General features: G+C 44.9%; 17 protein-coding genes. 13 read left to right on the top strand and 4 right to left on the bottom strand.

The features are described 5' to 3' along the window. Nucleotides 1–12: 12 nt before the first annotated feature. Together VRK_RS12145 and rpsU are read right to left on the bottom strand one after the other, a co-directional pair. Complete coding sequence (locus VRK_RS12145; RefSeq protein WP_059121610.1) at nt 13–456, bottom strand: GatB/YqeY domain-containing protein; 444 nt, start codon at nt 454–456, stop codon at nt 13–15. A 25-nt stretch (nt 457–481) separates the two neighbouring features. Continuing rightward, entirely contained in the window at nt 482–697 is a 216-nt protein-coding gene (rpsU, locus tag VRK_RS12140) for a 30S ribosomal protein S21 (protein WP_001145625.1), read from the bottom strand. 223 nt (nt 698–920) lie between these two features. Between rpsU and tsaD the strand changes: the two genes are divergently transcribed. Together tsaD and VRK_RS12130 are read left to right on the top strand one after the other, a co-directional pair. Then, the gene (gene tsaD, locus VRK_RS12135; RefSeq protein WP_059122754.1) at nt 921–1940 is read left to right on the top strand and encodes a tRNA (adenosine(37)-N6)-threonylcarbamoyltransferase complex transferase subunit TsaD; all 1020 of its coding nucleotides are present in this window, start codon (nt 921–923) and stop codon (nt 1938–1940) included. A gap of 198 nt (nt 1941–2138) precedes the next feature. Continuing rightward, complete coding sequence (locus tag VRK_RS12130; RefSeq protein ID WP_059121609.1) at nt 2139–2960, top strand: alpha/beta fold hydrolase; 822 nt, start codon at nt 2139–2141, stop codon at nt 2958–2960. A 64-nt stretch (nt 2961–3024) separates the two neighbouring features. On the opposite strand, the gene plsY is transcribed toward VRK_RS12130, so the two are convergent. Further along, the gene (gene plsY / locus VRK_RS12125; RefSeq protein WP_059121608.1) at nt 3025–3615 is read right to left on the bottom strand and encodes a glycerol-3-phosphate 1-O-acyltransferase PlsY; all 591 of its coding nucleotides are present in this window, start codon (nt 3613–3615) and stop codon (nt 3025–3027) included. A gap of 299 nt (nt 3616–3914) precedes the next feature. On the opposite strand from plsY, the gene folB reads away from it, so the two are divergent. The 11 genes from folB to rpoS all read left to right on the top strand — a co-directional run bounded on the left by folB (nt 3915) and on the right by rpoS (nt 11664). Then, the gene (folB, locus tag VRK_RS12120; protein ID WP_059121607.1) at nt 3915–4268 is read left to right on the top strand and encodes a bifunctional dihydroneopterin aldolase/7,8-dihydroneopterin epimerase; all 354 of its coding nucleotides are present in this window, start codon (nt 3915–3917) and stop codon (nt 4266–4268) included. Beyond that, nucleotides 4265–4780, top strand: a complete 516-nt coding sequence (folK, locus tag VRK_RS12115; protein WP_059121606.1) for a 2-amino-4-hydroxy-6-hydroxymethyldihydropteridine diphosphokinase — start codon at nt 4265–4267, stop codon at nt 4778–4780. Before folB ends, folK begins: the two co-directional genes overlap by 4 nt. Beyond that, entirely contained in the window at nt 4780–5547 is a 768-nt protein-coding gene (locus VRK_RS12110; RefSeq protein WP_059121605.1) for an undecaprenyl-diphosphate phosphatase, read from the top strand. The genes folK and VRK_RS12110 overlap by 1 nt, the downstream gene beginning before the upstream one ends. 138 nt (nt 5548–5685) lie before the next feature. Next, nucleotides 5686–5967, top strand: a complete 282-nt coding sequence (gene ftsB, locus VRK_RS12105; RefSeq protein WP_059121604.1) for a cell division protein FtsB — start codon at nt 5686–5688, stop codon at nt 5965–5967. Next, the gene (gene ispD / locus VRK_RS12100; RefSeq protein ID WP_059121603.1) at nt 5968–6669 is read left to right on the top strand and encodes a 2-C-methyl-D-erythritol 4-phosphate cytidylyltransferase; all 702 of its coding nucleotides are present in this window, start codon (nt 5968–5970) and stop codon (nt 6667–6669) included. A 40-nt stretch (nt 6670–6709) separates the two neighbouring features. Next, a complete protein-coding gene (ispF, locus tag VRK_RS12095; RefSeq protein ID WP_059121602.1) occupies nt 6710–7183 on the top strand; it encodes a 2-C-methyl-D-erythritol 2,4-cyclodiphosphate synthase in 474 nt (157 codons plus the stop codon). Nucleotides 7184–7262: 79 nt separating this feature from the next. After that, nucleotides 7263–8309, top strand: coding sequence for a tRNA pseudouridine(13) synthase TruD (gene truD, locus VRK_RS21300; RefSeq protein WP_059121601.1), 1047 nt, complete (start codon nt 7263–7265; stop codon nt 8307–8309). 3 nt (nt 8310–8312) lie between these two features. Then, entirely contained in the window at nt 8313–9053 is a 741-nt protein-coding gene (gene surE / locus VRK_RS21295; protein WP_059121600.1) for a 5'/3'-nucleotidase SurE, read from the top strand. A gap of 5 nt (nt 9054–9058) precedes the next feature. Beyond that, nucleotides 9059–9685 (top strand): protein-L-isoaspartate(D-aspartate) O-methyltransferase, encoded by a 627-nt coding sequence (locus VRK_RS12080; protein WP_059121599.1) that lies wholly within the window; start codon nt 9059–9061, stop codon nt 9683–9685. 2 nt (nt 9686–9687) lie between these two features. Further along, nucleotides 9688–10596, top strand: a complete 909-nt coding sequence (locus tag VRK_RS12075; protein ID WP_059121598.1) for a peptidoglycan DD-metalloendopeptidase family protein — start codon at nt 9688–9690, stop codon at nt 10594–10596. A gap of 81 nt (nt 10597–10677) precedes the next feature. Next, a complete protein-coding gene (gene rpoS / locus VRK_RS12070) occupies nt 10678–11664 on the top strand; it encodes an RNA polymerase sigma factor RpoS (RefSeq protein WP_059121597.1) in 987 nt (328 codons plus the stop codon). 84 nt (nt 11665–11748) lie between these two features. On the opposite strand, the gene VRK_RS12065 is transcribed toward rpoS, so the two are convergent. Continuing rightward, complete coding sequence (locus VRK_RS12065; protein ID WP_059121596.1) at nt 11749–12795, bottom strand: pectate lyase; 1047 nt, start codon at nt 12793–12795, stop codon at nt 11749–11751. Nucleotides 12796–13167 lie beyond the last annotated feature (372 nt).

Genomic DNA, 13167 nt, shown 5'->3' with positions numbered 1-13167 from the left:
TAGAGGAGTGGGTTAAGTGAGTCTGCTTTTCACTAAGCCGCTGACTTTTCCCATATCTGCACGCCCTTGAATTTGCGGTCTCAATACAGCCATGACGTTACCCATATCCTGCATGCTTTGAGCACCGGAAGCGGTAATTGCGTCACCAATGAGTTGCAGCACTTCATCATCAGTGAATGGCTGAGGCATAAATTCCTCAAGTACTGTGATTTCGTTGCTTTCCGCATCTGCTAGGTCTTGTCGTCCCGCAGATTCATATTGTGCGACAGAATCGCGACGTTGTTTGACCATTTTTGTCAGAACGGCAACGATATCATCGTCGGTTAGCGTAATTCGCTCATCGACTTCACGTTGTTTGATTGCTGACATGGCTAAACGAATAGTGCCAAGGCGAATTTTATCCTTGGCTTTCATCGCAAGTTTTTGCTCTTCTTTGAGCTTGTCAATCAGAGCCATAACTCATTCCTTTCCGAAGGAGTTATTAGTACAGGCGAACGCGACGAGCGTTTTCGCGAGCTAGCTTCTTAGCATGACGCTTTTGAGCTGCTGCTTTAGCGCGTTTGCGAACAGTGGTTGGTTTCTCATAGTGCTCACGACGACGCACTTCAGAAAGAATACCTGCTTTTTCACAAGAGCGCTTGAAACGACGCAGAGCGACGTCGAACGGTTCGTTTTCACGTACTTTAACTACTGGCATATGCCTTTCACCTCAGGGGATATTCGTTAACGCTGGTCTTGCTTAGTCGGAATGTTTCCGGTACTTACCAGCACAATCAAAAATGGTGCGGAATTTTAATCCGAATGGAAAGGCTTTGTAAAGTATTTTATGGATGAATCTCTGTGCAAAATTTGTCTGTCATCTGAAGGCAAGGTAACATGGCGTCAATTTTGATGTCGAGATGGAAGTTTTCCGGAAAATTATGCGTGTATTAGGTATTGAAACCTCTTGTGATGAGACGGGGATTGCGATTTACGATGATGAACAAGGCTTACTGGCTCATCAATTATATAGTCAGATAAAACTTCATGCTGATTATGGTGGCGTTGTCCCTGAGCTTGCTTCAAGGGATCACGTTAAAAAAACAATTCCTCTGATTCAGGCTGCGATGGCCGAGGCTAATTGTCGTCCGGAAGATATTGATGGTGTGGCTTATACCGCCGGACCGGGGTTAGTCGGTGCTTTGCTGGTCGGTGCCACGATCGGACGTAGTCTCGCTTATGCCTGGAATGTGCCGGCAGTACCGGTTCATCATATGGAAGGGCATTTGCTGGCACCGATGCTGGAGGAAAATCCGCCTGAGTTTCCTTTTGTTGCCGTGTTGGTTTCGGGTGGGCATACCATGATCGTTGAAGTTAACGGGATTGGTGCGTATCGGATTCTCGGTGAATCAATCGATGATGCGGCCGGAGAAGCCTTCGATAAAACGGCAAAATTAATGGGACTGGATTATCCGGGAGGGCCGTTATTGGCTCGTCTGGCTGAAAAGGGCACTCAGGGACGATTTCGTTTTCCTCGCCCGATGACAGACCGGCCGGGGCTGGACATGAGTTTCTCCGGATTGAAAACTTTTGCTGCCAATACGATTGCCGCTCATGGCGATGATGAGCAGACCCGGGCAGATATCGCTTACGCTTTTCAGGAAGCCGTATGTGATACGTTGGTGATCAAATGCCGTCGGGCACTGGAACAAACCGGATTGAAGCGGATCGTGATTGCTGGCGGAGTGAGTGCCAATCAACGATTGAGAGCCGATCTAGCCCAGTTAGCACAGAAAGTCGGTGGTGCGGTTTATTATCCGCGAACTGAATTTTGTACTGATAACGGGGCAATGATTGCTTATGCCGGTATGCAACGCTTCAAAAATGGTGAAGCATCCGGTCTCGCCGTTCAGGCGACGCCCCGCTGGCCAATTGATCAGCTTCAGGCAGTCCATGCCTGAGAACTTTAATTCTAAATAATGGCAGCCCAAGTGTGATGTCCAACCCGTGCTTTTTAGCTAGATTAGATGATAGCTAGGGCTGTTTTTCTGTCAGTGATTATTCAAAATCAGTGAGCGTTACCAATAATGATCGTTGCTAATAAATAATCGTTACCAATAAAAAAATAGTACGAATCACCATAGAAGGTTATCAAACGAATGAAATCATTTACAGTGAACGGCAAAACCATGCGTTATCAGGATGTCGGAACTGGCGAGGTGTTGCTGTTCGGTCATAGTTACCTTTGGAATAGCCAGATGTGGCAACCACAAGTTGCAGTGTTGAGCCGGAATTATCGATGTATCGTTCCTGATTTGTGGTCGCACGGTCAATCTGATGCTGCCCCTGACACGATGCATTCGCTGAAAGATTACGCCGGGCATATGTTGGCACTCATGGATCATCTTGCCATTGGATCATTTTCGGTGATTGGGTTGTCTGTCGGTGGCATGTGGGGGAGTGAGCTGGCATTGATCGCACCAGAGCGAGTAAAGGCGTTGGTTTTGATGGATACCTTTATCGGGCTTGAGCCTGAAGTGATGCACGCCAAATATTTTGCGATGCTTGATGCGGCAATTGCAACGCAGTCTTTTCCTGAACCGTTGATTCCACAAGTTGTGCCGATGTTTTTCTCCGAGCATGCTTTACAGCAAACGCCAGAACCCGATTTTGTCACTGCGTTTCGAATGTTTTTGATGGAAACATCGGGTCCGCAGGTTGCTGAGATGGGTCGAATCGGCAAGCTCGTGTTTGGTCGCCGGGATCTGATAGATGAAATCGGTGATCTGAATCTGCCAGTATTGATCATGGTGGGTGAGCAAGATAAGCCTCGGCCGGTGTTAGAGTCACATCTGATGCAAGATGCAATCGCGGGGAGTCAATTGATTGTGATTCCTCAGGCGGGTCATATCAGTAATCTGGAGCAACCCGAGTTCGTCACCCAAGCGTTGCAAGATTTCCTCGGAACACTGACACGTTAAATCTCATAAACCTTACCTATCCAATCAAGGCTATTGTCGGTGTGCTTTGGCCTTGATTGTATGATCAGCTTTTTTCACCGACTTTGGGTTCTGTGCCAGTGAGCAGGCGTTTTATATTCTCTTGATGTCGGAAAACAATCAGACAACACAGCATGGCGACAGGCAGGGTGTAATTGGGTTTGATCATCCAAGTGTAGAGTGGCGCGAGTAATACGGTGACCAATGCTGCCAGCGAGGAGTATCGGGAAACAAGAAGCGTTATCAGCCATGTCGCCATCACAACCCCGGTTAAGTCCATTCCGATCGGTGCGATTGCGCCTAATGCTGTCGCGACGCCCTTTCCTCCTCTGAAATGGAAGAAAATAGGATAGATATGCCCTAAACAGGCGGCAATCGCGATAACGCCGAGCAGAAATGGCGTTACCCCCAGAAAGTAGCTTCCCCAGACCGGGATTGTGCCTTTCAGCATATCGCATAGCAGAACGATTACGGCTGCTTTTTTCCCTCCGACTCTGAGAACGTTTGTTGCGCCCGGATTATGAGAACCGGACTCTCTGGGATCGGGAAGCCGGAACAGACGACACACGAGCACTGCACTTGAAATCGAGCCAAGCAGGTAAGCTGAGATAATGATCAGAAGTATCAATGGCGTCATTTGGGCCCTGAGTTGCGTGCAAGTTTAGGTGTATGGCTATATCGATAAAAATCTATATTAATTTCGCATATTGAAATCGTTTAAGTATATGATAATCACTATACCTAAGTCATCCCAATGAGGCTTGGGTATATGCCAAAATGATCTTAAAATGCGGTTTTAGACCGAAATCTTTGTTGTGCATCTGATGATGCTCGCTTTCCGGGCATCTTTGAGGTCATGTCTGGTGATAGATAATACAGGACGATTATTTTTTATCTCAATTCAATATTTGGGATAGAAATGTAGTGAGATAATTGATGGATAAAGTATTTATAGAACAGTTAGTTGTTGTTACAACGATCGGTGTTTACGATTGGGAACAGCAGATTAAGCAGAAGCTCGTTTTCGATATTGAAATGGCGCATGACAATCGCCCGGCTGGTAAGAGTGATGATGTCACTGATGCGTTGGATTATGCTCAGGTGAGCCAACAAGTCATCCAATATGTTGAAAATGGAAGATTTTTACTCATAGAACGTGTCGCTGAAGAGGTCGCCGATTTGATCATGACAACTTTTGCGGTGCCTTGGCTCAGGATCCGTCTGACGAAACCGGGAGCCGTTGCTCAGGCTGTTGGTGTTGGTGTCGTGATTGAAAGGGGCCTGTTATGACGTTGGTTTATGTCGGTGTCGGTTCCAATATCGACCGACATAAGCATGTCGAGGTCGCGGTCAGTGAACTGAAAAAGTTGGGAGATCAACTTCGTCTTTCAACGATTTATGAATCACCGTCACAAGGGTTTCAGGGTGGGGCATTTTTCAATTTAGTGATTGAAATGCGTACCGATCTTTCATTGACTGCTTTGGTCGGAATGCTCAAGGATATCGAGCTAAGCTGGGGGCGACAGCCCGATGCCCAAAAATATCAGGATCGGACATTGGATCTGGATATCATCTTATTTGGTGATGTTGTCCGCTCTGAAGCCCCGCAGTTACCCCGTCAAGATATTTACCAATATCCGTTTGTGATTCAGCCACTGTTTGAACTGTGTCCTGATCTTCTATTGCCGGGTGACGGACGAAGTGTTCGGCAAATTTGGCTTAAGGCTGACAATCTGGAAGTTTTGAAGCCTGTAGAATTCTGGTTCACTGAAACTTATTTTTCCAACATAAAGAGTAAATAATGGATTTAATTCATAGTGTTATACTTGGATTGGTTGAAGGTATTACCGAATTTTTACCAATTTCATCAACCGGACATTTAATTATTGTCAGTGATTGGCTTGGTTTACCCCAAACTGAGAGTAATAAAGCTTTTGAAGTCATTATTCAGCTTTCTGCTATTTTGGCTGTACTGACCAATTATAAAGAGCGCTTCCATCCCCGATATCTTACGTTATGGATGAAAGTTGTCATCGCGTTTTTACCCATCGCAGCCATCGGTTTTCTGTTTCAAAATCAAGTGAAAGTCCTGTTTACCATTCAGGTTGTCCCGATCATGTTCATTATCGGGGGAATTATTTTTCTGATGGTGGAACGCTTTTTGAAAAATCATGCTCCGACGGCTGAAACATTGGATCAGATCACCTATCGGCAAGCGATTTGGATTGGGATTGCTCAGGTGTTTGCTTTAGTGCCGGGAACCAGTCGGGCCGGGTCAACGATTGTTGGTGCTTTACTCGTAGGCGTCAGTCGTAAAGCGAGTGCTGAATTTTCATTTCTGTTGGCTTTGCCAGTCATGCTTGCTGCGAGTGGCTTGGACTTATTGAAACATCATCAAAGTTTTCAAGGTGAAAGCGCATTACCTCTGATTGTTGGTTTTATCACTTCTTATATCGCCGCTTGGGTTGTGATGAAAGTTTTCCTCGCTTTTCTGAACCGCTTTACATTCAATGCGTTTGGTATTTACCGCATCGTTTTCGGTGGTATTTTACTGTACTGGGCTTATTAATTGTGGTGAACCGTCGTGTCGCAAGGCCTGCGGTCAGTAAGTTGTCCTTTAACGGACTTATGGTATAAGAGGGAAGTTCTTTTCGGTCAGTTTTGATAGACTTCCCGATAATCCTATTTGAAATCACAAGTGAGCGTCATGCGAGTATTTGCTTTAACACTGACTCTATTTTTAATGCTGCTCCAGTATTCATTGTGGTTTGGCAAAAATGGCGTTGCTGATTTTCATCGTGTCTCTGATGAAATAGAGATCCAGCGTTCTGTCAATATTCATTTACAAAAACGAAATAAAGAAATGTATGCAGAAATAGATGATTTACGTCAGGGGCTGGATGCAATTGAAGAAAGAGCAAGGCATGAGCTTGGTATGGTGAAAGAGGGTGAAACGTTTTACCGTGTTATCAATGAGGATCACCCCTAGATGAGACAGGAACTTATTTCAGTGGTGATTCCGGCTGCCGGTGTCGGTCGGCGGATGTTAACCGATAAACCGAAACAATATTTGACGATTCACGGCAAAACGATTCTGGAGCATACAGTCGAAAAGTTGCGTGCCCACCCGCAGGTTGGCAAGGTTGTGATTGCCGTCAGTGATGATGACCCTTATTTCAGTCAATTATCTCTCGCTTCTGATCCTGATATCATTCGGGTTTCCGGCGGGCAGGAACGTTCAGATTCGGTCTTTGCCGCGCTCGATTATGTGGTGAAGTCTATACCGACAACTTGGGTGATGGTGCATGATGCTGCGCGTCCATGTGTTCGTTTGAGTGATATTGATCGCTTGATTGAAGCAGTTATGCCACATGATGTGGGGGGGATTTTGGCAGCACCGGTCCGGGATACGATGAAGCGTTCGAATCACACCCAAGATATTGTCGGCACCGTAGAGAGAGAGAACCTTTGGCACGCATTGACTCCTCAAATGTTCCGGACAGTTGAGTTACATCGGGCTTTATCCCGGGTGATTGCTCAGCATATAGCCGTAACTGATGAAGCGTCGGTCATGGAATGGCATGGTGACAAACCTCGTATTGTGTCGGGCTATGCCGATAATATTAAGATTACACAACCCGAAGATTTAGCTCTGGCTGAGTTTTATCTCAGCCGAGAATTATCGGCCTAAAAAATGTATATCCTAGAGAATAAAGCAGTAAGGAACCGTTATGTTTAGAATTGGTCATGGGTTTGATGTTCATAAGTTTGGAGGCGAAGGGCCAATCATGATTGGCGGAGTGTCGATCCCTTATGAACAAGGGCTGCTGGCTCATTCCGATGGAGACGTTGCTTTGCACGCATTAACCGATGCATTACTGGGCGCCATTGCTGCCGGGGATATCGGACGTCATTTCCCGGATACGGATGAACAGTGGCAGGGTGCGGATAGTCGCGAGCTGTTGCGGAGTGTCTATCAAAAAGTCATTGCACATGGCTATCGATTGGGCAATGCAGACATTACGATTATTGCTCAGGTACCGAAAATGGCGCCTTATATTGACCAAATGCGAGCTTTGATTGCTGATGATTTGGCGACAGATATCAGTCATGTCAATGTGAAAGCGACGACAACCGAACGATTGGGATTTACCGGACGTAAGGAAGGGATCGCCTGTGAAGCTGTTGTGTTATTGATGAAGTAATTCACGCATTTTGTCATGAATTCAGTTGTAAATAACCCCGTCAGGGGGATGGCTTGACCATCATAGCGAGGATATCCGAATGGATGATGTTTTAGCCAATCTGGCCTATTTGTATGGGAAACCAGTTGCGAAGGCGAAAATTAAAGTAAAACCTGAACATTTTATCGTCACGGAAGATCTCGGATTTCCACTGGATGGCGTGGGCGAGCACCTGATGGTGCGCATTCGTAAGGCCGGAGAAAATACCAGCTTTGTCGCCAATGAGTTAGCCAAAGCATGTGGTGTGAAGTCAAAAGATGTGAGCTGGGCGGGGTTAAAAGATCGCCATGCTGTCACCGAGCAATGGTTGAGTGTTCACTTACCGAAAGGAGAAACACCGGACTTTTCTGCCTTTCTGACGCGTTATCCCCACATTGAGATCCTTGAAACTACCCGCCATCGGCGCAAATTAAGGCCGGGAGATCTGCGCGGAAATCATTTTCAGATTACGTTAACAGAAGTTTCGGATATCGCGGATGTCGAACAGCGGTTGAACATGATTCGTGAGCAAGCTGTACCGAACTATTTTGGTGCGCAACGTTTCGGTCATCAGGGAAATAACTTGAATGAGGCCCGGCGATGGGGGCGTGAGAATGTCCGCTCTCGCAACCAGAATCAGCGCAGTCTCTACCTTTCTACAGCTCGCTCTTGGATCTTTAACCAGATCGTCTCAGAACGGATTTCAAGGGATTGTTTTCATCATTTGATTGATGGCGACATCGTACTGCAAGGGGATGAACAGCTCCGCATTGAAGGTGACGATATGCTGACCCTGTGGCAATCGTCCGTTGCGCAGCATCAGGCCGGCATTTCAGCCGCGCTGGCTGGAGATAATGCATTGCCGAGTAGCGGTGAGGCACTCGCTTTAGAACAGCGATTTGTCGATGATGAACCTGACTTAATGACATTGATTCGCGGAAACCGCATGAAGCATGAAAGGCGGAATATTGCTCTCAAACCTCAGCAACTGGATTGGAAGCTGGGAAAAAATGAGGTTATATTGAATTTTTCGCTTGATGCGGGATGCTTTGCGACTTCTTTATTACGAGAGCTAATCGAAGAAATACCTGTGGAAAGGGAGTTCTAATTGATGAAAATTTTGTTGAGCAATGATGATGGTGTCTATGCTCGGGGAATTAATACTTTAGCTGAAGCATTGTCTGATTTGGCTGAAGTCGTGATTGTGGCTCCGGATCGAAATCGTTCCGGGGCTTCCAACTCTCTGACACTGGAGCAACCCCTCCGTATTCAGCAAATCGCATCGGCGGTTTACTCTGTTCAAGGGACGCCAACGGACTGTGTTCACTATGCTTTGAATGAATTGATGAAAGATGCTTTACCCGATCTGGTCTTGAGCGGTATTAATCACGGCGCGAATTTAGGCGATGATGTTTTTTATTCGGGAACCGTTGCCGCAGCGATGGAAGGGCATTTTTTAGGCGTACAATCAATCGCATTCTCTTTGGTGGGTGAGACACATTTTGACACCGCCGCTCATATTGCCCGCCAGATTGTAAAACAGCATCTGCATTCTCCGATCCCTACCAATCGATTGCTGAATGTCAATATTCCTGATCTACCGTTGGACCAAATTCACGGTATGAAAGTGACTCGCCTGGGAGCTCGCCATCATGCGGAAAGTATGATTCGGCAAAAAGATCCGCGAGGACATGATATTTACTGGTTGGGACCTCCGGGGAAAGAACAGGATGCGGGGGAAGGCACTGATTTTTACACCGTTGATCATGGGGTTGTCTCGATCTCACCATTGCAAGTGGACTTGACCGCTCATGAGTCGATCAACGCGATGACAGATTGGTTAGAAAGGTAACTGATATGTCAAATTCACTCGCTGATAAGTTGATCGACTTTCTTGTCAGAAACGGCATTGAAGATTTACGTGTTCTGGACATTATGCGTGAGTTACCGAGAGAGAATTTCGTTTCACAGGCCATGGTCCATCAGGCGTATGAAAATAATGCATTACCGATAGGGTTGGGGCAGACGATTTCCCAGCCTTATATCGTTGCCAAGATGACCCAGCTGTTAGCACTGACACAGACAAGTCGGGTACTGGAAGTAGGCACCGGCTCCGGGTATCAAACCGCGGTATTGGCACGTTTAGTGGAGCATGTGTGTTCAATTGAGCGAATTAAAACATTGCAATGGGAAGCAAAGCGTCGTCTAAGACAACTGGATATTTACAACGTATCCATGAAACATGGCGATGGTTGGCAGGGATGGCGCACCAAGGCACCTTTTGATGCCATTATTGTCACAGCTGCTGCTTCTGAAATACCTCAAGCGCTGTTGGATCAGTTGGCTGACGGGGGACGATTGGTGATCCCTGTTGGTAGCGATGAGCAACAGCTACTGAGAATAACCCGGAATGATGAGTCATTTCATTCAGAAATCATTGAAATGGTCCGGTTCGTTCCTTTAGTTGCAGGTGATTTAGCCTAACGATGAGAAGCAGCATCAGACTTTTAATTTTGGCAGTTTTATCAATATATCTGATGGGATGTGTCGCGACATCACCCGCTCCGGTGTCTGACGTAAAGAAGGCTTCTCGGGGAAGTTACCGAGGGAGTTACTATCAAGTTAAGAAAGGAGATACACTTTACTTTATTGCTTACCTTACCGATAAAAATGTAGAAGATTTGATCAGTTACAACCGCCTGTCTCCCCCTTATACAATCTATCCCGGTCAAAAACTACACTTGTGGAAACCTGCTTATACTCCGCCTTCTTATGGGAAGTCTCAGTCTGCTGTTGCGAGTAAAAATGGGATAGGGATCAAAGGTTCTGGTGAAGTGTTAACTAATGTCTCATTAAAAGATTCTAAGAATAAGCAAATCTCTAACAATTTAGAGAATAAATATGACAAAGTTAAAAAACCGTCAGGTAAAAGTATTGAATCTTCACAATCAAAGGGGTATGGTGAATCCGCAGGTAAAGAAAATGTTAATTCTAATTTACTAACTACTAATTTAGCACATGCCACAAAAATTGATAGGTGGTTATGGCCAACAAAGGGGAGGGTTGTCCGACAGTTTTCAGCTATTGATCAAGGAAATAAAGGGATTGATATTGCAGGGCAGCGAGGTCAGTCCGTCGTATCTTCCGCAGCAGGAACCGTGGTTTATTCGGGGAATGCTTTAAGAGGTTACGGAAATCTTGTGATTATTAAGCATAATGATAAATATCTTAGCGCATACGCGCACAATGATCGGTTGCTAGTGAGTGAGGGACAAAGTGTAAAAGCTGGCCAGAAAATCGCAACGATGGGGAGTTCCGGTACCAGCAGTGTTCGTTTACATTTTGAAATTCGCTATCAGGGTAAGCCAGTGAATCCAAAACGCTACTTACCATAAGTATTTGAATTGATAAGCGTAAGCACCATATAGCGACATTAAAAGTAGTAGTGTCTTGCTAGCTCGCCAGGGGGAGGCATCATGAGTAAAAGCAATTCAGTAACTAAGGTCGATCAATTTGATTTTGATTCAGAAGCGTTTGATCTCAATACATTGGACAATGAGGTCAGTTCTGACGCTGCAACCGTCGAAACTCGAGAAGATTATGAAGTAACTTCCAAGAGTTTAGATGCGACTCAACTCTATTTAGGCGAAATCGGTTTTTCTCCTTTGTTAACCGCAGAGGAAGAAATCTTGTACGCACGTCGGGCTCTCCGAGGTGATGAGGCCGCTCGTAAACGAATGATTGAGAGTAACCTACGTCTCGTCGTCAAAATATCTCGCCGATATAGTAACCGTGGTCTGGCTTTGCTGGATCTAATCGAAGAAGGTAATCTCGGGTTGATTCGGGCCGTTGAAAAGTTTGATCCTGAAAGAGGATTTCGTTTTTCTACGTATGCAACCTGGTGGATCCGACAAACGATTGAACGGGCGTTGATGAATCAAACCAGAACGATTCGTTTACCTATTCACGTTGTCAAAGAACTTAATATTTATTTACGTACAGCACGTGAGCTGTCACAGAAGTTAGACCATGAACCAACAGCGGAAGACATTGCGTTTGAGCTGGATAAATCGGTTGATGATGTCAGTAAGATGCTCCGTTTGAACGAACGTATTAGTTCTGTTGATACACCTATTGGTGGTGATGGTGATAAAGCATTGTTAGATATCATTCCTGATGCGAAACACTATGACCCGGAATATTCGACAGAAGATGATGATATCAAATCTTCACTCCTACATTGGTTAGATGAACTGAATCCTAAACAAAAAGAAGTGTTGGCAAGACGTTTTGGTTTGCTCGGATATGAACCATCCACTTTAGAAGAGGTTGGCAAAGAGATTAATTTAACGCGTGAGCGGGTTCGTCAAATCCAAGTCGAGGGACTACGTCGTTTGAGAGAAATTCTACTGAAACAAGGCTTGAACATGGAGTCTTTGTTCGATGTAGAGAGTGAAGAATAAGACATCATAAAAAATTAGTAACCGATCATTTTAAGCGAAACCCCGTTTATACGGGGTTTCTGTTTTTATCTCTTAGAACAAGGATTACAGCTTTCTAACATCTGATTGAGAGACATTACAGGCACTGGTATTCCACTTTTCGCCTATTTTTCTCGACTCACCCTGACCTTTCTGAATGCCGACATACTCGACACAGACTTTTGGTTTTCCGGTTTTATAATTTTTGATTTTCAGGTTTCTGATGGTGGCCGAATCTCGATAGTTGCCGTTGATGCCGGCAATTGAACCGATTTTAGCATCCACTTTAACACCATTGATTGAAAGATATCTAGGCCCGCCATTGTTGGTACAATTTCCGCAAGAACGATACATTTTTCCGTGTTCGCCTGTGAGGGTAAAGTTACCGCGGATTTCTGTGGTGCTATTTTTAGAGTTGTGTTGGAAGACTTTATCAGGCTTGCCGCCCGGGCCATTGGCACTATTGTAGGCAACCCCACCGATAATGGTCATTTTCTTGCCGTTATTGGTGGCTGCATCTTCACAGATATCTTCCCAAATGACGTTTTGTAAGGTGCAGTTACCGGATTCACAATGAATACCATCTGCACCGCCATTCTTAGAAATACGGACATTTTTAACAGTTGCGTTATGTAAGGTCAGGACGGCTTTTTGACCCTCTTTATCCCCGTTACAACTTAATCCGATCGTCTTGCCTTGGCAGTCAACCGTTTTGTTCTTAATCACAGCACCAGCGTAGCACTCAGATGAACTGGCAGCCGCTAAACTGGTGGTTAAATAATTTTCTTCGCTGGGGTTTGTACTGGTATTATTTGAGGTAAAAATGTGATCCTGATCGTCTACTGCTTTGATCTGGTAGTAATAATCGTTGTAGCCATCTGCTGTTGTATCTTCAAACGTTCTTTCATCTGGGGTCAGAACTGCAATTCTTTCTCCTTCGTCTGACAATGTGGATTTTCGGTAAACTTCTTGACGAACAATACTATCCTGATCAGATGACCAACTCAGGATGGTCTGTGCATCTTGTTGGTATAGCATGAGTGTCAAATCACTCGCCACTGCAAACTGACATGACAGAAATGAAAGTAGAACCACCGTTGCTCGATGAATCATAATATGTTCCCTTCTCGCTTTTATATGGATAGGATATCGATTCTTATCATAAATAATTTGAGCAAATAAAACGCTCATTTATATTATTACCATTTGTTATATAAAAAATCCAAAACATTGTTTCATTTATTTGTTTTATTGAATTGTCGATCATCTTATTTTGAAATTCTCATTTTTGTTACTTGCAATATTGAGGCGTGTCGTAGGATTTATCTATATATAAAATAAATAGCCGCGCTGATTATGTCGCGGTTTGAGATATGGTCCGTGGGCGAGCAACGCATTGCGAGTGATGTCGCACCAAACTAAAACGTTTATTCTTCCGTGTGCACAGATTTGAACCAAGGTGAGAATTACGACAAATAAACTATT

Source organism: Vibrio sp. MEBiC08052, from assembly GCF_001506075.1.
GTDB lineage: Bacteria > Pseudomonadota > Gammaproteobacteria > Enterobacterales > Vibrionaceae > Vibrio.
The sequence above is the reverse complement of the archived record's forward strand: the minus strand, read 5'-3'. Positions and strand labels throughout refer to the sequence as shown.

Bases quoted from the DNA above. Each gene is read 5' to 3' on its own strand.
- folB (WP_059121607.1), top strand. From the start codon at position 3,915: ATGGATAAAGTATTTATAGAACAGTTAGTTGTTGTTACAACGATCGGT.
- rpoS (WP_059121597.1), top strand. From the start codon at position 10,678: ATGAGTAAAAGCAATTCAGTAACTAAGGTCGATCAATTTGATTTTGAT.
- VRK_RS12080 (WP_059121599.1), top strand. From the start codon at position 9,059: ATGTCAAATTCACTCGCTGATAAGTTGATCGACTTTCTTGTCAGAAAC.
- VRK_RS12145 (WP_059121610.1), bottom strand. From the start codon at position 456: ATGGCTCTGATTGACAAGCTCAAAGAAGAGCAAAAACTTGCGATGAAA.
- tsaD (WP_059122754.1), top strand. From the start codon at position 921: ATGCGTGTATTAGGTATTGAAACCTCTTGTGATGAGACGGGGATTGCG.
- ftsB (WP_059121604.1), top strand. From the start codon at position 5,686: ATGCGAGTATTTGCTTTAACACTGACTCTATTTTTAATGCTGCTCCAG.
- ispF (WP_059121602.1), top strand. From the start codon at position 6,710: ATGTTTAGAATTGGTCATGGGTTTGATGTTCATAAGTTTGGAGGCGAA.
- ispD (WP_059121603.1), top strand. From the start codon at position 5,968: ATGAGACAGGAACTTATTTCAGTGGTGATTCCGGCTGCCGGTGTCGGT.
- VRK_RS12065 (WP_059121596.1), bottom strand. From the start codon at position 12,795: ATGATTCATCGAGCAACGGTGGTTCTACTTTCATTTCTGTCATGTCAG.
- truD (WP_059121601.1), top strand. From the start codon at position 7,263: ATGGATGATGTTTTAGCCAATCTGGCCTATTTGTATGGGAAACCAGTT.
- VRK_RS12075 (WP_059121598.1), top strand. From the start codon at position 9,688: ATGAGAAGCAGCATCAGACTTTTAATTTTGGCAGTTTTATCAATATAT.
- VRK_RS12130 (WP_059121609.1), top strand. From the start codon at position 2,139: ATGAAATCATTTACAGTGAACGGCAAAACCATGCGTTATCAGGATGTC.
- folK (WP_059121606.1), top strand. From the start codon at position 4,265: ATGACGTTGGTTTATGTCGGTGTCGGTTCCAATATCGACCGACATAAG.
- plsY (WP_059121608.1), bottom strand. From the start codon at position 3,615: ATGACGCCATTGATACTTCTGATCATTATCTCAGCTTACCTGCTTGGC.
- rpsU (WP_001145625.1), bottom strand. From the start codon at position 697: ATGCCAGTAGTTAAAGTACGTGAAAACGAACCGTTCGACGTCGCTCTG.
- surE (WP_059121600.1), top strand. From the start codon at position 8,313: ATGAAAATTTTGTTGAGCAATGATGATGGTGTCTATGCTCGGGGAATT.
- VRK_RS12110 (WP_059121605.1), top strand. From the start codon at position 4,780: ATGGATTTAATTCATAGTGTTATACTTGGATTGGTTGAAGGTATTACC.